Below are 20,369 nucleotides of genomic sequence, written 5' to 3' on the forward strand. Positions count from 1 at the left end.
TGGGGATGAACAATCAGCGCACCTCGCGCCGCGCGCGAACCTTCGTCTAAGATCGAGCGATGGATACCGCACTCTTCCTTACGCTCTTTCTATTCGCGGTCCAGATCGCTGCTGGGGTGGCCCCTCTGATATGGCCAAACCCGGAGCATGCTTGGATTGCTAGATCAATCTTTTGGTCGTCGGGACTCTTTGCGGTCGTTTGCATGGTCATATGGGCGCAGCCGATGTCATTTGTTTCGCCAAATTATCTCATCGCTTTTGGTCTAGTGATCGCTGCCAGCGGATTCGTTTGGCAGCAAACAAAACTTGCAAGCAAGCCTGACATCCCGGGGCTAGCGGTGGAGGTAGCGCCGACGCTACTTTGCAGCCTTGCAGTTCCATGACGATGCAAAAGTTGTAATTCAAAACCTGACGGCAGCTCGTTCCGCTACCGGGCGCGACTTGGCCAGATATCTCGTCGTTGTCCTCTCGGGTTTGGGAGACCAAAGCGATAGGGCAAAATCCTACATTGATGCGGACCGAAAACGCAGTTCGCCTGTGCTCACCGACGAAAATCAAAGCACAATTTACTATAACTTGCCCTTTACGAAGAGTGAAACGGTCATTCTATTGCAGTGTGTGATCCGCGTTCTCTAGCACGATTTCGAACGTTGGCAGCTCTTGCTTCTCTCTTGGTGCTCGCTCCAATCGCCACCGGATTGGCTGCCGACTTAATCGGCCAAGCCAGCATCATCGACGGCGACACGCTCGAAATTCACGGCACGCGCATTCGCCTCTGGGGCATTGACTCGCCCGAGAGCAGCCAGCTCTGCCGGAGAGCGGACAGCTTGCAGTATCGCTGCGGCACAAAATCCGCGAACGATCTCGACGCCTTCATCGGGAGACGGCCGGTCTCATGCATTCCGATCTCGATGGATCAATACGGACGGACCGTCGCGATCTGTACAGTGGGCGATGCCGACCTCGGGGAATGGCTGGTCCGCAGCGGCCTTGCGCTCGACTGGCCGCAGTATTCCAAAGGCAAGTACGCTGCGGCCCAGCGCGATGCCGAGCATGCCGGACGCGGGATGTGGGGCGGCAGCTACCTCGAGCCGTGGCTGTATCGTGCGTGCGTCCGAGCAGGCGGCGCGCCTGGCGGCTGTTCGGATGATGCGAATGCGCATCCCTGATTGGCGGGATAAGAAAAGGGGCAATCGTTGGGTTACCCCTTAATAGCAGTCGCGCGGCCTGTCGTTTGTTCGCGAGTATCGGCATCATGCAGGCACTGATCGCCGAGAGCTACGACAATGGCGAACAACCACCTCGTGCAGCCACCGCCCGTCCTTCAGCAGGGCAAAGACAACCGGAAAATCGACATCTGGGCCGCAGCTCTTCTGCTGGTGCCAATCGCGGCTGCGATCGTTCTTGGCGGTGGAACGCGCATCTCTGACGGCTTCGAACCGTTCACGAAATCGGCGAATGAGCGCGTCTCTGAATGCTTCGAAGATGTTAACGGCATCGCATCCGTTTCGGACGAGCTGAAGAACGCTCTGGCGTCGCTGAGCCAGAACGTGCAGGGCGCGCAGAAGCCGCAGGTTCAGGCTGAAGGCAATGATTGACCTGATCGAGGCGCATTTCTTCGGCGTCGTTGAGCGCACGCTCATGACGCCGCGAGAGATCGCCGAGAACGACGAACCATCGTCGTGACACATTGGGCTCGAAAGCGCTCGGCCGCCAGCTCGGCCTTGCGCCACTCAGCGGCCGCCGCCGTTCAGCCGCCAGCGTCTTTTGCGCCGTAAACTCCCGGATGATCTTATCGATCTCGGCGGGCGGCCGGGATTTCGAAGCGCGCTATTTCATGATTGGGTGATGAGATGCTGCAAGGCGCCTCCGTGCACGAGCCTGATGCCGCCCCGAGCGCGCTGTCACGCATCGGGAGGCGATTTGGGAGTTGGCCGGCAATCGTCTTTGCCTTGCTCTCGCTTTCCTTCGGATCGGCCATCATCGTTGTCAATCCGCCACTACGCGGGCCGGACGAGATATCGCATTTTCTGCGTATTTATTCGTACACACGAGGCGAGCCTCTGCCCGTCACCGAGATCAATGGCCGCAGGGGAATCTTTGTGGAGCCCGTGCTCTACCAACGGCTACATTTCTTCAAGGACTCAGGGGAACGGTTCGCCAGGTATAGAGATGTGGGATTCCGCTACGGCCAGGTCATGGCCGAGTATCATAACATCATCGGCGCGAGAGATGATGGGGCCGCACAAACGCCTGTGTTCGCGCCGTTTGCCGGCACAGAGGGCTACAGTCCGGTCGCCTATGCTCCTTATATACTGGCGGCAGCTATCGGACGTCTGCTCAGCCTCGATTTACCCGAACTGCTGTTCCTGATGCGCTTCCTCGGCCTGGTCGTTTTCACGGCGCTAACAGCCTACGCCATCGCGGTCACTCCGGCCCTCCCATGGGCGTTCGTGTTGATCGCGATGCTGCCGGCATCGCTCTATAACCGCGTTGTTCTTAGTGCGGACGGTGCGGCGCTCAGCTATGCGCTGGTGATCACCGCGCTCTGTTTCAGAGCCGCATTGAATCCCTCTGGCGGGCGAGTCTGGGAGCGCTCGCTATGGATGACGCTATGTGTACTCGCCAAACAGCCGCAGATTGTTTTCGTACTGTTGGAGTTGATGTCAGGCCGGCTTAGAGAGCTCCTTGGCCGGTGGAAGAGCATTGCGATCGTGGTACTGCCGGGCGTTATCCTCTCGCCGCTGTGGGTGATCGGAGTCTCAGCGGATGTAGCGGCGTGGCGTGTCCGCGAGGGACACGACTATCCAGTAGAGCAGTTTGATCCGTTGTGGAAACTCGCTTATATGTGGGAGCATCCATTTCATTTCCCGCTGGCGACATGGACGGCTCTGCGCGAATGGGGCGCCCCGCTGTGGCCGGAACTCATTGGCATCCTGGGCTGGCAGGACATTGTGCTTCGGCCCTGGACTTATATCGTGCTCACGGCCCTCCTCCTGCTTGTCCCGCTGCAAAAACTGGCGCTGGGTGGAACGCGTGCGCGCGTGGCGATCGTGACAGGCTTTGCCGTCCTCAGCTACTTTGTGTTGGTTTATCTGATTTTTTTCCTCACCTACACGCCTGTCGCTTCGCCCCATGTCTTGGGCGTTCAAGGACGTTACTTCGTCATCGCCCTGCCCGTGGCTGCGATCTTCATGGCCTCGCTGACCAACCTCGAATTACCGCGCGGCGTGCCCGCGCTGGTCGCGATTGCCGGCTCAATGATTGCGGGAGTGACGTCCGTGGACGCGGTGCTGAAAGCGCACTGGTGATGTGGGCCAGGGGGCGGACATGTGCAGCGCTCGTCCGTTAGGTCCGGGTCAAAAGCAGCGGTTCGGCGCTCGCATATGGCAGGTCCGGTTTACCCGCGACAGCGGACCTTTCCGCACCCACGACGCCCAGTAGCCCGGCGCCGATCGCGCCCCCGAGATTGACAATTTGCAACGGGCTGAGCGCGGCGCTTGGATACGCCGCATGCGGCCCCAAAAGATCACCTTCAAGGACATGCGCCAGATGGGCGTGCACGGCGTCTTGATCTATTGCGCCGACTACCACTGTAGCCATTTCGCGGCCCTGAGCGCCGACCGCTGGCCCGATGAGGCGAGGCTGTCGGACATCGAGCCGCGCTTCGTCTGCTCGGCGTGCGGCGGGCGCGGTGCTGACGTGCGGCCGGACTTTCATCGGAGCAACTCGCCTAGTTCGGCGATGAGTTACCGGAATAGGGCCAGGTGAGAGGGAAAACGCACGCGTGTGCGGCGCAAAAGTTTTTGCCGCCTCCCGTTGTCCGTAATCTTACGGACATTGTGCGTCCGCAATCTTTAGCATCTACTTCAGATTGATTTTATGACGATCCAGTTTTCAGTCGAGGTCCCCATGAGCGTTAAAGCCATGATGGCGACGATCCTCCAGAACCAACTGACGTTGCGCGGCGTGCATTCACTGACGCCATCTGACTACGAGCAGATTGTAGAGCGGCTGATCGAGCAGCTCAGAGAGCTGGAGCTTAGTTTGGCTGCACGAGAACTCGCTGATAAGCAGGAGCCGTAGCGCCCCGCAAATCATGATGGCCAGCGAAATTCCGCAGGCGAATGCTGGTCTGCGCGGCATGGCCTTTTCTGCCCACTAGGTCTGCTTGCGTGCAAGCAGTGCCGACCGGCTCCACGAAGTGAAATACGACGGCTATCGCCTCCGCCTGGAGCACGATGGTGCCCGCGTCCGCCTGATTACGCGCGGCGGTTACAATTGGACCCGCCGCTATCCCTGGATCGTCGAGGCTGCGCGCAAGATCAGGCAGAGACAATTCGTGCTCGATGGCGAGGCGGTCGTGCTCGGCGTCGATGGCGTCTCAGATTTCAACGCGCTGCACTCGCGCAAGCACGATCACGAAGTGCAGTTCTGCGCCTTCGATATCCTCGCCGAAGGCGGTGACGACCTCCGCATGCTCCCCTTGTCGATGCGGAAGGCGAACTTGGATCGCCTGCTGGCGCGCCGTACGCCCACGATGAAGGCCGCCTTGTTCTGAGAGGCGGATTGAGCACTCATAAGCACGTGTTTAAGAGCGAGCTTAAGAGCGATTGATGGGTCAGATTTCGGTGCTGACGGGGCCGGAACGCCGGCGGCGTTGGAGCGAGGATGAGCGGTGCCGGATCGTTGCGGAGGCCTTTGCGCCGGGATCGTGTGTGGCGCAGGTTGCGCGGGATCACGATATTTCAACGGGGCTGATTTACACCTGGCGGCGTCGGCTTCGCCAGGACCTTGCTGACCAGGGCTTTGTGGAAGCGGCGATGGAAGCGGAGCCGATCAAGGAAGCGGCACCGTCCGGTGAAGTGATCGTGGTGGAATTGACGGGGAGCGGACGGATCAGGATTTGCGGGTCGGCGCCGCCCTTGCTGGTGTCGGCGGTGTTGAAGGCGCTGCGATGATTCCGATCCCCTCTGGCGTGCGGGTATGGCTGGCGACGGGCCATACCGATATGCGGCGCGGCTTTCCGAGCCTGGCTTTGCAGGTGCAGGAGGTCTTGAAGCATGACCCACTGGGGGGTCATTTGTTTTGCTTCAGGGGGCGCCGTTCAGATCTGATAAAAATCATCTGGCACGATTCTCAGGGAGCGTGCCTGTTTACAAAAAGACTCGAAAGAGGAAGATTCATCTGGCCTTCGGCTGCCGGTGAAGCCGTGACGATCTCTCCGGCGCAGCTTTCTTACCTGCTATCTGGGATCGACTGGCGGAATCCTCAAGAAACTTTGCGTCCAACGCGAGTTGGATAGCATTCTGCGATTGAACCTACCGGGAAATCTGATTCACTGGCTTCATGAGTTTGAAGCCGGATGACCTTCCTTCGGATCTCGCCAGCGCCCAGGCGGCGCTGTTGATCGAACGTGAGGCGTTGCGGGCTGAACGCGACGCGCGGCTGAGGGTCGAGGTCGAACGCGATGCGGCCGCGGCGAAGGTCAGCCGGATACAGGCCGAAGCCATCAATTGGCAAGCCGAAGCGGCCAACGCGCGGGCGAAGCTGTCGGACAATGAGGCGCTGATCGCGCATCTCGAGCTGCGGATCGAGAAGCTCAAACGCGAACTGTACGGGCCGCGTTCCGAGCGCACGGCGCGGCTGATCGAGCAGTTGGAATTGGAACTTGAAGAACTCGTCACCACGGCGAGCGAGGATGAGCTCGCCGCGCAGGCCGCGGCGGCAAAGGCGCAGAGCGTACGCGCCTTCACGCGCAAGCGGCCGGTGCGCAAGCCATGGCCGGATGACATCGAACGCGAGCGCGTCGTCATTGAGGCTCCAACGAGCTGCGCCTGCTGCGGTGGATCGCGGCTGGCGAAGATCGGTGAGGATGTGACCAAGACGCTGGAGGAGATCCCGCGCTGCTTCAAGGTCATCGAGACGGTACGCGAGAAGTTCACCTGCCGCGATTGCGAGAAGATCAGCCAGCCGCCGGCGCCGTTCCATGCCACGCCGCGCGGCTTCATCGGCCCGCAATTGCTGGCGACGATCCTGTTCGACAAGTTCGGTATGCATATCCCGCTCAATCGCCAGAGTGCGCGCTTTAAGTGCGAGGGGATCGACTTGCCGTTGTCGACCCTGGCCGATCAGGTCGGTCACGGGACCTTCGCCGTGATGCCGCTCTTCCACCTGATCGAGCGCCATGTACTCGCGGCCGAGCGCCTGCATGGCGACGACACCACCATCCGCATCCTGGCCAAGAGCAAGTGCACAACCGGGCGGATCTGGACTTATGTGCGCGATGACCGGCCCTTCGCCGGGCCTGCGCCGCCGGCGGCGGTCTATTACGCCTCGAGCGACCGGCGAGGTGAGCACCCGCAGAAGCATCTGGCCGCCTTCGCCGGCATCCTGCAAGCGGATTGCTACAGCGGCTTCGAGCCGTTGTTCGATCCGCAAAAGAAAGCGATGCCGATCACACCGGCGTTTTGCCTGGCCCATGCGCGGCGGGGCTTCTTCGAGCTGGCCGACATCGAGAAAAACGCCCGGGAAGGCCAGAAGGGCAAACCCATCTCCCCGATCGCACTGGAGGCGGTCAGACGCCTCGATGCGTTGTTCGAGATCGAACGCGCCATCAATGGCCGCAGCGCCGACGAGCGGCGTGCCGTGCGCCAGGAGAGGAGCAAACCACTTCTCGACGACATGCACGCCTGGTTGCTCCGCGAGCGCGAAACCCTCTCGCGCTCCTCCGAGGTCCTGAAGCCTATGAACTACATGCTCAGGCGCTGGGACGACTTCGCCCGCTTCCTCGACGATGGCAGGATCTGCTTGACCAACAATTGTGCTGAGCGCGCATTGAGGGGCATCGCATTGGGAAGGCGCAACTGGACCTTCGCCGGCAGCCAGCGCGGTGCCGACCGTGCCGCCATCATGCTGACGATGATCACGACCTGTCGCCTCAACGACGTCGATCCCAAGGCCTGGCTCGCCGACGTCCTCGCCCGTATCGCCGATCTTCCCGCGTCGCGTCTGCACGAACTGCTGCCCTGGGAATGGAAGCTCCTGCGCCAAGCCGACAAGCCCGCCGATCAGCAGGCCGCCTGACCTTCACGCAACGCCATCATAGAGCTCGCCGTGCCCGCGCGCATGTCTCAATCAGGCGGTCTTCGTCGTATGCGTACGGCGCGCCGACCTGAAGGCGTTTTCGTCAATCCCTTCGAACGCGGTGAGCTTGGGCCTGATCTGTTTCGAGCGGCCTGCAACATGGGGCTTGAGGGACTGGTGTCCAAGCGGCGGGACCGTCCTTATGAGGGCGGTCGCTGTCGCTATTGGATCAAAGTGAAGAACCGCAAGCATCCAGCGATGGAGCGCGAGCTATGACCGGCAGAGCTTGCTCGCGCTCGCTTCCGCGCTGCTGGAAGATCAGCATCGCCAGCCTACGCCCCCCTAAAAGCGTCGGTAGGAGGTCGCCTGAAGGCAAGTCCGATCTGCACTAACAGCGGACCTCAACGGCCGATTGAACTACTTCGCCTTGGGGCCATAAGCGGAAGTCTCGCCTTATGCCAACCGCGCCAGGGGGTACCAAAACAACAACAGGACGAACTTGTGCCAGATTTTGCCGCCGGCTTATCCTTCCCAGGTCCGTAGTATCTTCAATCCGGTCGTGAACGCAGGGCGACCGCATTCACGCGTAGCATACCGACAAGCGAAGACGAGAGCGAAGCGCGCCTACCGTCACTTGATCTCCCACGCCGTGTTATGCGGGATATCCATCGCGGTATAGCCACCTGGGCCAGCGAGGGCCGGCATCGCTATGCATGCAAATGGCTCGGTCCCAGTTATGCCTTTGTACTTGCCGGTACCGCCGGTGATGATATGCGTGCCGCACTTCATTTCTGGCTGCGACTTGTCGACGTCGCGAGTATCAAACGTCGAGAAAACTTTGTCACCGTCGCTGTCAGCCAGCACGCAAGCTCCGTCAATGTATTTCTTATCGCCTGATGCAATGCTCAGCGCCGCGCAATGTGCCGACATCTTGTCGAACATCTTTTCTCCCTTCATGTTTTGCGTAGTCCCGACAGCTTCCAGGTTGGTGGCGGTGCCAAGACCGGGGATGTCAATGCTCATGATCGGGCGGAAGATGAAATGTGTCACATAAGGCGTTGTCCCCTTCTTTTCCGAAGTTTGTGCCCCAGCCGCTCCAGGCACAAGGGCCGCGAGGACTGCGCAAACAAGAGCCGTTTCCACTGTTGAGAGTAGGCTTATTTTGAAGCGGGTCATTGGCACCTCCTACCGAGCGGCAGTCTTCAAGCCGCGACGGCCGCTTTTTGCGGAGGCTACTACATGCGTGACACGCGCACAGCTGCGCCCCTTTCCTGTTGCCAGACAAGAGCGCAGCTTACTTTCTTAGCGAGATGGCCTCGGCCATGGCTGTACATCGTGCTGAACGCATGAGCAGCTGGCTTGAGCAAAGAAACATATCGCACAAAGAGTCCGCAAGAAACACCACACCACCGAGGTATTGGTTCCAAAATACCTCCGCAGCATGCGACAGAGACGCGCAGGCTGAATGACCGCAGTCAAAAGCGCCGTTTTGGTGCTCGGCCGGTCTCTTCCGGTCTACCCTAATAAACAGACATTCGTCGTGGAGGGCAGCGTAGGGATTGGATGCCGCCGCGGCCACACTATTGGCCGCGGTGGCTGTGATTTCAGATTGAAGGTCAACGCCTCGGTAGCGACGCCATGACTTCGCCGGCGTCTCCGTCCTCCAGACAGGGAGTGACGGTCAGCGGGAGTAGGTCGGCCCATTGGGCGACCCAACCATACATCGCCTTTGGATCATTCGACTCAGAGATCGCAAATCCCTTACCGTCCATGCCATGCCAACGCCCCAACAATTTGACACCCTCGGGCGGTGCACCACCAGTTTCTAAGAAACGCGCGACCGCTGCATTGAAAGTGCCTTGAGGTACAGACCAGCTACTGATGAATTTCATGCGAGTCTCCCTTCAATTACTCTTGGTAGCTATCGCGGCTTCGCCGCTTGCGCACGATAGCGCCGACGTAGCGAATAACAATAGCGAGCAGATGGGTTTGATCGGTCATTCCAAACAAATGGCCCCGACGTACTCCACGCCGGGGCCTTCAAGATCATCAGGCTCGGGTACGTCCGCCGCGCCTTCCGATCCAGATGTCGCCGATTACCGCATCCGATCTGGTGCAGACCGTGACAAGGCTGCGGCAGCGATATGAACACATTGCGCACGAAACCGCTCGGCCTCCACCTCCGCCTTACGCCAGTCTGCGCGCCGCCGGTGCTCAGCCGCCAACGCCTTACGCGCCTCCACATCCCAGATGATCCGATCGATCTCGACGCCGTCCAGCGTGCGCTTGATGCGCAGCACGGTGGACAGCACGATCACGACATCGCCGTAGGGCAACAACAAATCACGCGCAGCGACATCGCAATGCGCGATGAATGTCTCGATCGCTTCCTCGCTCTTGCAGAACAGCAGGGCCAGCTCACGCGCCTGCCGCAGATCATCGGCCGGCGGTTCAGGATCGCGGTCGCTCAGCAGCATTGCTTCGGCAGCCCGGCCGGCCATCAGCTCGATGCACTGATTATATACGCTGGCAAAGACATCAGCGACCGAGCCGTGATCCTCGCCGGCCTTGGGCATCAGCGGAGCAATGGCTTTCCGAACGTCGGAGGCATCCCCGCGACCTTCCGCGAACGCCTCGGTATGTCCGACACCCCAGCACAAGCCCTCGTAACCACGGACCGGGTTCGGGTTCATGGTCATGCCTCCAACTTCACGCCCGAGCAGGCGCGCACAGACGGCGTGCCCCGTTTCATGGACCGCGATCCGCACATCCTCGTCGTAAGTGCGACCGAGCGAAGCGAGGAGTTCGTCGTATTCATCGATCTCCTCATCGAGGCCGCCGCCGTTGTCGGTCGTGCCTCCGACGCCGGCAGCGGCCTCCGACCCGCCGAGAGAAGTCGCAGGTTGCGCATTGCCTTCCTCGGCCGGGTTCTCTTTAGACATCGCCCAACACCTTCCTGTGCCTCGCGACCATGCGCACGTAGATCGCAGCGACGGTGTCATCGCCGAGCTGCGGCATCGCGCGGGCGATCATCTCGGCAACGGCGGCCGGGATGCGATCCTTATTTTCGGGGTCGATGATCCAGCCGTCAACGCGATGCGTGATCTCGTGGGGAGCCCAATCGGGCGGTGCGGCTTTCTTGGTCACAGGCGCTGCACCTCGATCGTGAGCGTGCGCGTCTCGGCGCTGCGGTCAATCACCTGGAATTCGGCCGACGCAATGGGATCGCGGGCCGCGGGCGTGATGGCCGCCGGCCGGGTCGCCTCCGGCGCCGGTTCGGTTTCCACGACCGGCGCGGTCGCCGGCTCGCACGGGATCGCCTGCCGGCCCTGCCTGACGCATCGGGCATGCTCTTCAGCTCTGCCAGCGCGAAGTTCGCGGCAATTTCGATCTGGCCCATGGTGTTCTGGAGGAAGCCGGCCATCTGATGGGACTCAAAATGAAAGTGGCTGATCTCGGACAGCGCGTCCGCAAGCGCGCGCGACTGCGCGAGATAGTCCGGCAGCGCCGTCTCAATCGCAGCGACCTGCTTATGCAGCCTGTCCGCCGCCGCAGCACGCTCGATGCCCTCGCGTTCGGCAGCGAGCTGGCGCTCGGCTTCCGCCTTCTGTTGCGCCAGGACGGCGAGCACATCGTCGATGCCCGCTAACGCGGATGCCGCCGTGTCCACCGCGCCCTGCAACTTGTCGAGAGTGCGCTGATCATCGAGATCGCCCGACAGAAGCGTCTGTTGGCGGGCGGTGGTCGCCTTCTCCAAGGCGTCCTGCGCGGCGGCGCGCTTGGCGGCGAGCTGTTCGCCGCGCGTGGTGAGCGAGACGACGGTGGTTTCGAGTTGCGTCATCGGAGATTTTCGGAAAGGATTTTTCATGCGGCAAGTGTATGCCGCCGCAATGTGATTTGCGTAGAGCCGGAGCGTGGTGCGCTCCACGCCCCGAGCTGTTTGCTGTGGCGCCCTCCACATTTTCGCATTTTCGGAGCGTGGGCTCGGCGGATTATTGGGCTCTAAAGCTGTCGCTTCAGCTTCACACAGGCGGTGTCCGCTTTGTCCTTGGAAGCTGGCATTGCAGCCGACACTCACAGCGCTTTGCACTGAGGCAGAAGTGGTGTAGCTTCTCTCGCGAGCTGCCATTAGGACGCGCCGACGTCCCATGTTTTCAGCGGCAGTGATGATGCCGTCGGCAGGCAAATTCCTAGACCTGTAATCTCTGGTCTGCTCATCGCAGTCGAAAACCGAGACAACCCTCACATCGCGTGAGGACGCGTGAAGCGACATTCCGAAATCTCATATCAGGAGGTTACGATGGATCGGAAAACGTTTCTCGTCACCAGTTTGGCCGCCGCATGCCTTGTTGCAACGTCCACACTAGTGCCAAGCACCGGGCACGCCCAAGCGGATGATCCGAGAGTGACGAAATCGATGGAAACATTGAGGGCCATGACGGCGAAATTGGGAGCTCCCAAGCTCGAAGGGAGAGAAGCCGTTGGGGTAAAGACGCCCCCGCCTTGTATTTCGGCACGACTAAGATCAATAATCACTTTGACATCGTCGACGCGATTGGAAAAGAAGACGGCAAAGGGATGACCGCCACGCTGTTCGCCAAAGATGGAGGCGAATACGTCCGAGTATCCACAAGCGTGCCCAAACCCGACGGAAGCGGCCGAGCAGTTGGCACCGTTCTAGCCGGGCCGGCGCTTGAAGCGATGAAGGCGGGGAAAAGCTATTACGGCGAGGTGCCTATACTGGGGACGCCCTACATGACCGGGTATGAACCGATCAAGGACAGTTCGGGCGCCGAAATCGGCATCTACTACGTCGGCTACAAGAAATAGTTGAGCCGCCATTAGAGGCATTTTGGTACCCGATTGCACAGGCTCTCTCAGCCAGCCCGCACGCTCTTTCACATCCGGCGCAGCTCCTGCGGCCCCGACCAAATCGGCCAGAATTCCTTCAGTCGGTTCTCGGCCTTCACGCGCGCGGGCAAGCGGCCGCGATGCTTCTCAACGTAAGCGAGCAGCCGCGCCGTATCGATGATCCACACCCTCGCGCGTTTCTCGGCGATCGGACGGCGCATCCGAGCCGCAACATCAATCCAGTTGTAGATCGCCTGATCGGCGACCGTGCAAACGGTCGCGGCCTGCTCGACTGTCAAGAAGAGGCCCTCGCGCAGATCATCGATCGGATCGCCAGACCTGCCGAGCCGCCGCACGCAGTCTGCAAGACGAGCCGCGTCGACGGAGAGACGAGCCGCGTCGGCGGAGAGACAATCAAGTTCGGCGGCGAGCGCCTTTTGCTCCTCGGTCATTGCTCCGCCTCCTCCGCCAGGACGGCCCAGCACTCTTCCTGGCTCCATTCACACGGCCCTTCGAAGTTGCGCATTGCGAGCCGGAGGTGTTGGTCGCAACGCAAAGAAGCCCGCAGCTCGTCCTCACGACGGGCGCGCGCGTCGGCCCGCATGGCCGTGTCCAGCTCGACCAGCACCGCCATCAGCCGGCGTGCCTCACGGCGCCGGGCCTCCAAGTCCGGCAAGCGGCCGAGGCCCTTGCAGCCGTTGTCGAACTGCTCAAAGAGAGCGTCCAGGGCGGCTTTACGCAAGGCGCGGCGGACTGTTTGCCGGTCAAGCTCCAGCATGTCAGCCGCGCCGAACGCGGAAACCAGCTTCACGTTGAACTCCATCTGTCGTCGTTGTTGCCCTTGGAAAGTTCCATCGCTAGGCAGCCCGGGCGCTGTCGCCCGACCCGCATCGGCGGGCCATTCCCAAGGACCCGACCGATTTTGCCGAACCTCTTATTTTCGATCTCCGCGCCTTACCACCACCCCCACCCCTCAAGAGGGGGGTGGGGGTTCGGCAAGGCTTGTGCCCTACTGCCCCACTCGTGCCGAACCTCGGGTTCGGCAGTTCGGCGCGGGGCGGCTTGTCAAAGCGGATATTTGGTGTCGTCACCGGCGCTGTTTCTCTGTGTTGCGATTTGGATCAGCGATCATCGATTTCTTGGGCCATCAGTTGCAGACGCATTGACGCCGTCTCCAGCGCCTGCACGACACAGCCGTGGCTCTCTTCATCGACAGGGTGTTCGGCGTGCCATGACTTGATGCGCTCGCAGAATTCCAGGGTGTAGTTTAGCAGCTCGGTGTGGAACGCGCCCGCCTGCTTGATGACGTTCATGTCGATCTTCGGCGGCTTCGGCAGCTTGCGCGGCTCCGGCTGCGCCGGGTTGGCATGCTGCTGCTTCGGCTCAGGCATCTTGCGCGCCTTGCCGTCCTTGCCGATGCGCTTTTCAACTGGGGAATGATCCCCAGTTCGCGCGCGGGCTTTCGCGACAGTCTTATGATCGACTCCGATCTCTTCCGCGATGGCGCGATCCGATTTCTGCGGATGCGCTGCAATCGCGGCCTTCGCGACCTTGTGCGCAGGCACGTAGGTCATCAGCTTTTCAAGCTCTTTGCGCTCGCGGTCGAAATAGTCCGAAGCGAACTTCCACCAATCCTGACCGTCAGCTTCGACGCGTTGGCGCAGCGTGACGAGCATCTCGCCCGCCTCGATGCGGTGGTTGCGCGCGTCGTTGTCGTTCTGGTCTGCAAGCCGCAGCTTGATGTTGATCGCCTTCGCGACATCCTTGAGCGGAGCAGTCTCGCGCTGCGCGACCACTTGCTTCAACGCGACGACGTTGGGGATTGCCATCCTTCACTCTCCAATGATGATTTGCGGCAGATCAGGAACAAGTTGTCTCACTCGACCATCTCCGCCAGTCTGACGAACTTCTTGATCTCCCGCTTGTCGGTCTCTCCATCGACCACGACCAGCGACCCCGCTTTGATCCAGTACTCGATGAGCTGGCGGACCGCGGCCTTCTCAGCCTTGTTGTCGAGGTCGTATCCGAGCGCCTTGGCGATTGCCCGCCCCACCCACTGCTTGGCTTGAGGATCAGCCCGCCAGTTGCCCGCCCGAATTGCGGCGGCAACCAGCTCGAAGTCGCGGCCCGTCAATCCCTGGGTCGCATCGGGCCAATTCCACTTCGTCACCACGCCGATGCTATCTCCACCGGCATCGCCGAGGGGGCCATTGCCGAGGTCGACGGATGCCAGCTTGTACCAGTCACTCTTGTCGGCGGGTGGCGCGAGGTTGTTCTTGTCCAGGTAGGTGCGAAAGTAGAGACGACGGTTGTCGGTGCCGGAGTCCTTTGCCTGCTGCTCCGTCATGCGATTGATCACCCGCACCATGCGGCAGGCGTCGCCAAACGACCCGCCACCGCGCGCGCTTTCGACCGTGATCTCCTGTTCTCCCTTGCGAACATGATGGACCAACTCGACCGCGCAGTTGGCGGCATCGGCGACGCGAGCCCACTCTTTCGTGACGGCGTCAATGGCGTTGTTGTCATTCTCAGTCACGCGATGGCAACTGACGAAGGGTCGATGATCAGGACATCAATCGCGCGTGCCTTGAGCTGGGCAATCAGGGCGTCGACAAGTGGGCGGTAGATGACCACTCCATTGCGCTGCATCTCAGCAATCACCAATGGCTGCTCCCGGCCGCTGTCGAGGAACAGGCGATCTCCGATATTCTCGGCCGTCAGATTGTAATGCTTGGCGGTGGCCTGGATACGGCGCGCCATTTCTTCGCGCGGGTCCTCCAGGCTCCAGAGCCAGACCCGCATCTGCGGAGTCTGGACCCCCAGCAGCGCCGTGCCCGATACCATCGACAGAACCTCGGTAACCTCCAAAGCGGTTTTCCCAACGCCGCCCGGCGCGATGGTTGCGGTCACATACTTGCGGATGAGCCTGCGTCCATAGAGAAACTCACGCGGCGGGATTGCCTCCGGTGCAGTCCAGCCATAGGGCGTCGCGATGATCGAGGAGCGCTTCTGCTGCACCGACGCGTTGACCGTGCGCTCTTCAGCCTCGCTGCGGTCCGCCTCCCGCCTCTGCGCCTGGAACTCGTCCCACCTTTTGTTGACGAGCCGCCCGATGTCGGGGTCATCAAACCCCTTCTTGCAGGCACTGCCGATGATCATCTGAATGCCAAACGGGTCATACCCGCGCACGAGGAGTTCCCAGGTGACGGCGAGCAGATCATTGTGCCAGCCCTCTCCATTGCCATTCTGGTGCTTCTCAAGCAGGGCTCGCATGTCGCCATCGGTCAGGCGGCCGGCTTCCCGCATCTGCTCGTCCGCGTAACGCTGGAAGGGGTCAAAGTGGTTATCAGTCTGCCCCCCGCCAGCAGAGTCACTCTTGCCAGCGCCAGAGGCCGCCGACTTCGGGTCCGCTCGGTGCAGGGCGCACAATCTCTCCGCCGAATAGGAAGGCGCCGTAGCGTTGATGTGCAGCGTCGTCAGTTCGACGGCATAGCCGTTGTTGACCTTCTCCGGCGAGGGATAGTTGAATGCTCCCGGGATGCGCATGATGCGATCCCCATTCTGCACCTTGTCGCCGTCGAAGAGGTCGCGTAGCGCGGTGGTCGTCTTCTCCAGCTTGGCAATCTCAGCGATCGGCTGGTCGAGCTTGATCCAAATCTGGATGCGCGTGTGGGGGGCAGTGCCGGTGGTGTGCACCATGTCAGGCTTGAGATGGTCACGTCTGCAAATGGCCCTGGCCCGCTCGTAGCCGCCTGTATCGTCAATGTCGATCCAGACGTGGGAGGCTACATAGAAATGCGCTTTGCCGGCACGCCCCTCTTTCGGCCTTTCGCCGTGACGCAGAGCAGCGCCAACGTAGCAGTTGTAGCCGCGACAGTTCATGTTCACGACGTATTTGACGATGGGCGGGATGTCGTGCGCGGAGAAAAACTGCCACGCGATCGTTTTGTCGGGCCGGATGCAAACGATCTCAATCCATGCATCGGGGTATGCGCGCACGAAATCCGGCGCGAACAGCATGTAGAGGAACGCGCTGATCACGTCGGCAGCCGGTTTGAGGATTTGCGCTTGCGCGTTCACGACTAGCGATCTCCCGCCAGTGCGGAAAGATCGCGGCCTGCTTGCGCCCACGCGGGCGCGCTGGTATCCGTGAGAAACATCTTAAAAATCCGTGAGTGTATGATGGAGAGGCGGCTTGTGGCGGGCCGCTTTTCTACGGCTACGACACGCCTTGGTGCGACGCCCGCGCCGCATTCTCGCGGGCACGTCGCCAATCCGCGGCAGCCTCGCGCGAGATCAAAACGCGCGTGCCGACATTGAACGTCACGGGCATGAGGCCCTGCGGCTTCAATTTGTAAAAGAGCTGCGGGCTGATGCGGTGGCGGGCGCAGAACTCTTCGACGCTGTAAGCGTCGGCGGCATCCACTGCATTGAATTGTTTACGGCCAGTAACTTCCGGGCGCGCCATTCCTTGTTCTCCGTGTCCATGTGTGGCTACGAGAACAATGAGCGATTTTCGCGATTTGAGAAGATAGATGTCAACAAGCGCGATAGGCTACGAACAACCAAAATAGAGCCTACGAACAATCAAACCGAGTTAACAGGCAACTAGGTATCGACAACCGACCATACCGGACGCACTGCAAAGCAGTGGTTGGGAACCGGTCATGACGCCAACCGCTCAAGCGGAACGACATCTGCTGAGCGCAGCGCCGTCTCAATACCCGATTGGTCTTGCCAGCGTTCTCGGTGGAGGCGTGCGCCGTCCTGCGACAGTGCGGCTCGTCATCTCGTCATTTGACGACGATGACGAGGTCGCCTTCCGCGCACGATCGCCTCGCTGACACCAATTCGCTCAGCAATGGCGACGTATCGATCAACACCGCCCGCGTGAGCGTTTTGCGTGCCTCTGGTCTGGTTGTCACGATGCCAACACGACGACGTTTTCGCCGCGCGGCGGCTCATCTTGCAGCAGTGCCTTGAGAGAGATGTCGTCGCTGTACTCGGTGATGTACTTCGAATAAGTCCGTTCGATCATGGCGACGCTGGTATTGTGCAGCGACGCTACCAGCCTGATTGGAATATTTTGCAGCAGCATGCGCACGATGCTGGAATGCCGGAGCGCGTAGATCGTCACAATCGCAGGATCGAGCCCGATCGCGGTCACGATCTTATCGATCTGGCGATGATATGTCTGGCCCGGATTATCGCCCCATGGCGTACCGTCGCTCTGCAGGAACAGCGGCGCGTCATCAGCGCGACCCTTCGCTCCCTCTCGCAGCTTGGCCGCGAGCTGCACGCTGATTGGCACGCTATAACGTTCGTATTTCTTCTTGGCCCGATTGCGTCCGCCGCCCTTGGCTGATTTCGGCATCGACAGTTTCGGCCGCACCGGATGGGCGTCCAGATCGGCGACGCGCAAGCGTACGGCTTGGCTCGGCCGCGCGCCAGTGATCGCCAGCGTATCGACTATCAACCCGAGCTTGTGATCGAGCGCGTAAGCGGTCTCAACAAATGCTCGCACTTTCTGGTCAGAGAGGATCACGTTGCGGGCTTCCTGCGCATCCGGCAAACCGGCAAGACCCACGTCCCATGCTTGCTTGTTCTGAATGCGCTGATCGTGCTGCGCAGCAAGCTCCAGAGCGGCGCACAGGCAGCCGCAGAGTCGATTGATTGTCGAGGGAGCCATCTTGGTCAACAGGCCGTCGCGCCATTTCCGCAACTCGTTCGAGGTGAGTAGGGCGACCGGCTTGGCGAGCAGCACGGACGTGAGGTGCAGGCGAGGCCATCGTGCGTTGTAGGGATTGGAGCTGCGCGCCTTGAGATCGGATTCATAGGCCGTGAGGGCGCCGTCCAGGGTGATGGGTGCATTGTCCCCGGTGCCATGATCACCACGCGCCAATTGTTTGGCGGCGTCCTGCGCCTCATAGAATGTCAGGACATTCTTGCTGTCGCTGTCCGCGTAGTCGTCGGCGTCGGCGATGCGCTTGGTCCAGTAGGCACCATGACCGTCGCTCGCTTTCACCACCCATGTGCCGTTGGTGCGATTACGCCGATAGAGCAGCGAGACGCCCCGCGCCAATGACGGACCGGGATAGGGCTTCCGACGAACCTGCAACTTCAAACGTGCGCTGCGGCTCTCCAGAGCGCTGTGACGGACCTTGCGTGCCATGTGTGTCCCCGGTTTTGTCCCAATGGTGTGTGGGAAGGCGTAAGGAGGCGCATGGCATTATGTGGCGATTGTTGGCGGCGGATCAATAACTTAGACTTTCCATATACTTCTCTGCAATTCCATATGCATCATTATTTTCCCCTGCGCAGGGAAGGCCGGGATGTTTGGCTTTACCTGTATGCCGCTGTGCAAACGTTTGTAGCGCATCTTTCGCACAGTGGACCGCGGGTGCCAGCCGGCGCCCGGCCTTCCCTGCGCCCTCGGCATCTTCGAGGGCGATGACACTGGCAAAGCTGGGGCGCGTTGTGCCGCGAGGAGGTGAAGGTGTGTCCGTGATTCAGACGCGAGTTGAAAACAATGTGCGTGCCTCACACTCCGTCATTGCGAGCGCAGCGAAGCAATCCAGACTGCCGTCGCGGAAAGATTCTGGATTGCTTCGTCGCAAGAGCTCCTCGCAATGACGGCGGAGAGAACGGCCGTCGGCCGTATCCTTCATTCCGCCAGCGTCGCTTCCACGAACCCCCGCGGGTCCGCGCAAAACTCGCACATCACCCGGTAGTGGTCGGTCTGCTCGACCGTCACCGGCTCGAGTCCATATTTGCTCAGCCGCAGCAGCCGGGCATCGGGATAGGCCATCAGGATCGGAGCATGGGTTGCCATGATGACCTGGCAATTACCGGAAGCGTCCATGCGGCGCAGCAGCTTCAAGAATTCCATCTGACGCGCGGGCGACAACGCCGATTCCGGTTCGTCGAAGATGAAGATGCCCTGAGTCTGGCAGCGCTCTTCGAAGAAGGTGAGAAAGCCCTCGCCATGAGAGAAGGAGAGATAGTCGGGCGCCATTTGCGGGGCTTCGTCTGCCACCGCACCAAGGGCTTCCGCGGCTTGCACTGCGGAGCGATCGAGATATCTCGCTACCGTAAAGAACGTCTCCGCCCGGAAGAACCAGCCGTCGCTGACCTTCGGCAGCCAACCGGCCCGCAAGGCGGGCGACAACTCCTCGCCGGTAATTTCGATGCCGCCGTCGTCGATCCCCTGGTAGCCCTTGCGGCCGCCAGTCGCGTTAAAGCCCGCGAGCGCCGCGATGCCTTCGAGGATGGTCGATTTGCCGGTGCCGTTCTCGCCGACGATGATGGTGATGGCAGTATCGAAGCTCAGGTCGAACTCGTCCCTGAACACGGGAAGGCAGAACGGATAGGCCTCCCAATCCTCGACCAGCGAACGATCGAGCCAGACGCGCCGCAGGTAAGGCGCAGGCAAAGTGGTTTGGCGACGTCGTTTCCGGCCCATGTCCGTCCCCTGCTCCCTCCGACCCAAATTCGCCCTCGCGAACGTAACAGGAACATCGACTGCGTGGAAGTGGTATCTACGAACTCTGGCAAGCCCCGGTGGTGGCCTACTCCAAGATCTCCAGCACCACCTCCATGGTCATCAGCACGGGATTGTCGCCGCGAACCAAGCGCCCCTCTGCGATGCCGCCGGTGTAGTCGATCAGGGCCACGTCGAGGGCGGCCTCCAGCGTACCCGAACTGCCTGGCGTGATCGTTCCGGCTGTTATGGCGAGCTCGGTGGCAAACGGCTCGGTCACGCCGCCATGGGTGAAGCGCGCGCCGATGGTCGAGCCGACACCGCCATGGATTTTGGCGCGCGCGATACCGTGCGCGCGGCAAAAGTCTTCGAGGCAGCCGGCAAAATCCTGGTTGGGGCGCAGCCGCAGCGCGAAGGCACGGCTGGTGGTTCGCGCGCGGGTCGCGGCCGACGCGACAGGGCCGAACAGCTTGAAGTTGGTCTCGGGATCCGGCTCGGCGGTAAACATCGCACCATCAACACCGAAGGCCTCGACCGCGAACGGCTCCGCGACGATGGTCTCATCCGGCAGCATGTGGCCGCCGCTGGCGCGGCCATCAGCCTCGGTCCAAAGCCCGTGGCAATGAAAGAACGGTGCGCCATCGCGCAGGCCCAGCGTCATGCTGCCGAGCTTCACGCGTGTCACGCCACCGGGCCGGAACGTCTCGCTGTAGAACGCGGCGTTCTCGTCTGTCTTCGACAGCGCCGGCATCACATAGCCGAATGGCCCGAGCGCGCCGTGCGTGAAGTTGAGCACGCCACCGGCAAATCCCTCCGCTGCAAAGCCGCGCCGTGCGGCTTCCAGCAGCGGCAAACCTGCTTGAAGCGTGAACGAGAAGGCGCGTCCCTTCGCCTCCACCCATTGGATGCGTTCGGTGACCGGCGCGCCCGGCTGCTTGATGCTGCGCATGAT

At 61.1% G+C, this 20,369-nt stretch carries 24 protein-coding genes; 10 read left to right on the plus strand and 14 right to left on the minus strand.

Features of this window, described 5'->3' with window-relative positions; all coding sequences use genetic code 11:
• Positions 1-650 precede the first annotated feature (650 nt).
• The 9 genes from IVB18_RS26145 (at position 651) to IVB18_RS26185 (ending at position 7,086) form a co-directional block, all read left to right on the plus strand.
• A complete protein-coding gene (locus IVB18_RS26145; RefSeq protein WP_247983300.1) occupies positions 651-1,169 on the plus strand; it encodes a thermonuclease family protein in 519 nt (172 codons plus the stop codon).
• A gap of 117 nt (positions 1,170-1,286) precedes the next feature.
• The gene (locus IVB18_RS26150; RefSeq protein WP_247983301.1) at positions 1,287-1,598 is read left to right on the plus strand and encodes a hypothetical protein; all 312 of its coding nucleotides are present in this window, start codon (positions 1,287-1,289) and stop codon (positions 1,596-1,598) included.
• 255 nt (positions 1,599-1,853) lie between these two features.
• Positions 1,854-3,311, plus strand: coding sequence for a DUF2142 domain-containing protein (locus IVB18_RS26155; protein WP_247983302.1), 1,458 nt, complete (start codon positions 1,854-1,856; stop codon positions 3,309-3,311).
• A gap of 202 nt (positions 3,312-3,513) precedes the next feature.
• A complete protein-coding gene (locus IVB18_RS26160) occupies positions 3,514-3,771 on the plus strand; it encodes a hypothetical protein (protein ID WP_247983303.1) in 258 nt (85 codons plus the stop codon).
• Between the two features lie 141 nt (positions 3,772-3,912).
• Positions 3,913-4,086, plus strand: a complete 174-nt coding sequence (locus IVB18_RS26165) for a hypothetical protein (protein ID WP_247983304.1) — start codon at positions 3,913-3,915, stop codon at positions 4,084-4,086.
• A gap of 85 nt (positions 4,087-4,171) precedes the next feature.
• A complete protein-coding gene (locus tag IVB18_RS26170; protein ID WP_247983305.1) occupies positions 4,172-4,561 on the plus strand; it encodes a hypothetical protein in 390 nt (129 codons plus the stop codon).
• Positions 4,562-4,616: 55 nt separating this feature from the next.
• Positions 4,617-4,961 (plus strand): transposase, encoded by a 345-nt coding sequence (locus IVB18_RS26175; protein ID WP_188106852.1) that lies wholly within the window; start codon positions 4,617-4,619, stop codon positions 4,959-4,961.
• On the plus strand, positions 4,958-5,305 hold the full coding sequence (tnpB, locus tag IVB18_RS26180; protein WP_082758020.1) for an IS66 family insertion sequence element accessory protein TnpB: 348 nt from the start codon (positions 4,958-4,960) through the stop codon (positions 5,303-5,305). The genes IVB18_RS26175 and tnpB overlap by 4 nt, the downstream gene beginning before the upstream one ends.
• A 44-nt stretch (positions 5,306-5,349) precedes the next feature.
• Positions 5,350-7,086 (plus strand): IS66 family transposase, encoded by a 1,737-nt coding sequence (locus tag IVB18_RS26185; protein ID WP_247983306.1) that lies wholly within the window; start codon positions 5,350-5,352, stop codon positions 7,084-7,086.
• 630 nt (positions 7,087-7,716) lie between these two features.
• Here IVB18_RS26185 and IVB18_RS26190 read toward each other — a convergent pair.
• The 5 genes from IVB18_RS26190 to IVB18_RS26210 form a co-directional block, all read right to left on the minus strand.
• Positions 7,717-8,262 carry a hypothetical protein gene (locus IVB18_RS26190; RefSeq protein ID WP_247983307.1) on the minus strand — a complete coding sequence of 182 codons (546 nt, stop codon included), beginning with the start codon at positions 8,260-8,262 and terminating at the stop codon, positions 7,717-7,719.
• A gap of 440 nt (positions 8,263-8,702) precedes the next feature.
• Positions 8,703-8,978, minus strand: coding sequence for a DUF3303 family protein (locus IVB18_RS26195; protein ID WP_247983308.1), 276 nt, complete (start codon positions 8,976-8,978; stop codon positions 8,703-8,705).
• 204 nt (positions 8,979-9,182) lie between these two features.
• Positions 9,183-10,028: a hypothetical protein gene (locus IVB18_RS26200; protein ID WP_247983309.1), complete on the minus strand. Its 846-nt coding sequence runs from the start codon at positions 10,026-10,028 to the stop codon at positions 9,183-9,185.
• Positions 10,021-10,233 carry a hypothetical protein gene (locus tag IVB18_RS26205; protein ID WP_247983310.1) on the minus strand — a complete coding sequence of 71 codons (213 nt, stop codon included), beginning with the start codon at positions 10,231-10,233 and terminating at the stop codon, positions 10,021-10,023. Before IVB18_RS26205 ends, IVB18_RS26200 begins: the two co-directional genes overlap by 8 nt.
• 49 nt (positions 10,234-10,282) lie before the next feature.
• Complete coding sequence (locus tag IVB18_RS26210) at positions 10,283-10,927, minus strand: hypothetical protein (protein WP_247983311.1); 645 nt, start codon at positions 10,925-10,927, stop codon at positions 10,283-10,285.
• A 662-nt stretch (positions 10,928-11,589) separates the two neighbouring features.
• On the opposite strand from IVB18_RS26210, the gene IVB18_RS26215 reads away from it, so the two are divergent.
• Positions 11,590-11,916 (plus strand): Cache 3/Cache 2 fusion domain-containing protein, encoded by a 327-nt coding sequence (locus IVB18_RS26215; RefSeq protein WP_247983312.1) that lies wholly within the window; start codon positions 11,590-11,592, stop codon positions 11,914-11,916.
• Positions 11,917-11,984: 68 nt separating this feature from the next.
• Here IVB18_RS26215 and IVB18_RS26220 read toward each other — a convergent pair whose 3' ends face one another.
• The 9 genes from IVB18_RS26220 to IVB18_RS26260 form a co-directional block, all read right to left on the minus strand.
• Positions 11,985-12,389: a hypothetical protein gene (locus tag IVB18_RS26220; protein WP_247983313.1), complete on the minus strand. Its 405-nt coding sequence runs from the start codon at positions 12,387-12,389 to the stop codon at positions 11,985-11,987.
• Positions 12,386-12,748: a hypothetical protein gene (locus IVB18_RS26225; RefSeq protein WP_247983314.1), complete on the minus strand. Its 363-nt coding sequence runs from the start codon at positions 12,746-12,748 to the stop codon at positions 12,386-12,388. The genes IVB18_RS26220 and IVB18_RS26225 overlap by 4 nt, the downstream gene beginning before the upstream one ends.
• Before the next feature lie 310 nt (positions 12,749-13,058).
• Positions 13,059-13,766 (minus strand): hypothetical protein, encoded by a 708-nt coding sequence (locus tag IVB18_RS26230; protein WP_247983315.1) that lies wholly within the window; start codon positions 13,764-13,766, stop codon positions 13,059-13,061.
• A 47-nt stretch (positions 13,767-13,813) separates the two neighbouring features.
• Positions 13,814-14,473, minus strand: coding sequence for a helicase RepA family protein (locus IVB18_RS26235; protein WP_247983316.1), 660 nt, complete (start codon positions 14,471-14,473; stop codon positions 13,814-13,816).
• Positions 14,470-16,017, minus strand: a complete 1,548-nt coding sequence (locus IVB18_RS26240; protein ID WP_247983317.1) for an AAA family ATPase — start codon at positions 16,015-16,017, stop codon at positions 14,470-14,472. The genes IVB18_RS26235 and IVB18_RS26240 overlap by 4 nt, the downstream gene beginning before the upstream one ends.
• A gap of 139 nt (positions 16,018-16,156) precedes the next feature.
• Positions 16,157-16,405, minus strand: coding sequence for a hypothetical protein (locus IVB18_RS26245; protein WP_247983318.1), 249 nt, complete (start codon positions 16,403-16,405; stop codon positions 16,157-16,159).
• A 453-nt stretch (positions 16,406-16,858) separates the two neighbouring features.
• Entirely contained in the window at positions 16,859-18,109 is a 1,251-nt protein-coding gene (locus IVB18_RS26250) for a site-specific integrase (RefSeq protein ID WP_247983319.1), read from the minus strand.
• Between the two features lie 492 nt (positions 18,110-18,601).
• Positions 18,602-19,399: an AAA family ATPase gene (locus IVB18_RS26255; RefSeq protein WP_247983320.1), complete on the minus strand. Its 798-nt coding sequence runs from the start codon at positions 19,397-19,399 to the stop codon at positions 18,602-18,604.
• A 106-nt stretch (positions 19,400-19,505) separates the two neighbouring features.
• Positions 19,506-20,366, minus strand: coding sequence for a DUF296 domain-containing protein (locus IVB18_RS26260; RefSeq protein ID WP_247983321.1), 861 nt, complete (start codon positions 20,364-20,366; stop codon positions 19,506-19,508).
• Between the last annotated feature and the right edge of the window lie 3 nt (positions 20,367-20,369).

This window comes from Bradyrhizobium sp. 186 (assembly GCF_023101685.1).
GTDB lineage: Bacteria > Pseudomonadota > Alphaproteobacteria > Rhizobiales > Xanthobacteraceae > Bradyrhizobium.

What these genes read in the sequence shown, in the direction of transcription:
- IVB18_RS26255 (WP_247983320.1), bottom strand. Translation starts at nt 19,399, where the DNA reads ATGGGCCGGAAACGACGTCGCCAAACCACTTTGCCTGCGCCTTACCTG.
- tnpB (WP_082758020.1), top strand. Translation starts at nt 4,958, where the DNA reads ATGATTCCGATCCCCTCTGGCGTGCGGGTATGGCTGGCGACGGGCCAT.
- IVB18_RS26190 (WP_247983307.1), bottom strand. Translation starts at nt 8,262, where the DNA reads ATGACCCGCTTCAAAATAAGCCTACTCTCAACAGTGGAAACGGCTCTT.
- IVB18_RS26200 (WP_247983309.1), bottom strand. Translation starts at nt 10,028, where the DNA reads ATGTCTAAAGAGAACCCGGCCGAGGAAGGCAATGCGCAACCTGCGACT.
- IVB18_RS26155 (WP_247983302.1), top strand. Translation starts at nt 1,854, where the DNA reads ATGCTGCAAGGCGCCTCCGTGCACGAGCCTGATGCCGCCCCGAGCGCG.
- IVB18_RS26230 (WP_247983315.1), bottom strand. Translation starts at nt 13,766, where the DNA reads ATGGCAATCCCCAACGTCGTCGCGTTGAAGCAAGTGGTCGCGCAGCGC.
- IVB18_RS26250 (WP_247983319.1), bottom strand. Translation starts at nt 18,109, where the DNA reads ATGGCACGCAAGGTCCGTCACAGCGCTCTGGAGAGCCGCAGCGCACGT.
- IVB18_RS26150 (WP_247983301.1), top strand. Translation starts at nt 1,287, where the DNA reads ATGGCGAACAACCACCTCGTGCAGCCACCGCCCGTCCTTCAGCAGGGC.
- IVB18_RS26195 (WP_247983308.1), bottom strand. Translation starts at nt 8,978, where the DNA reads ATGAAATTCATCAGTAGCTGGTCTGTACCTCAAGGCACTTTCAATGCA.
- IVB18_RS26260 (WP_247983321.1), bottom strand. Translation starts at nt 20,366, where the DNA reads ATGCGCAGCATCAAGCAGCCGGGCGCGCCGGTCACCGAACGCATCCAA.
- IVB18_RS26185 (WP_247983306.1), top strand. Translation starts at nt 5,350, where the DNA reads ATGAGTTTGAAGCCGGATGACCTTCCTTCGGATCTCGCCAGCGCCCAG.
- IVB18_RS26175 (WP_188106852.1), top strand. Translation starts at nt 4,617, where the DNA reads ATGGGTCAGATTTCGGTGCTGACGGGGCCGGAACGCCGGCGGCGTTGG.
- IVB18_RS26220 (WP_247983313.1), bottom strand. Translation starts at nt 12,389, where the DNA reads ATGACCGAGGAGCAAAAGGCGCTCGCCGCCGAACTTGATTGTCTCTCC.
- IVB18_RS26210 (WP_247983311.1), bottom strand. Translation starts at nt 10,927, where the DNA reads ATGACGCAACTCGAAACCACCGTCGTCTCGCTCACCACGCGCGGCGAA.
- IVB18_RS26165 (WP_247983304.1), top strand. Translation starts at nt 3,913, where the DNA reads ATGAGCGTTAAAGCCATGATGGCGACGATCCTCCAGAACCAACTGACG.
- IVB18_RS26160 (WP_247983303.1), top strand. Translation starts at nt 3,514, where the DNA reads ATGCGGCCCCAAAAGATCACCTTCAAGGACATGCGCCAGATGGGCGTG.
- IVB18_RS26245 (WP_247983318.1), bottom strand. Translation starts at nt 16,405, where the DNA reads ATGGCGCGCCCGGAAGTTACTGGCCGTAAACAATTCAATGCAGTGGAT.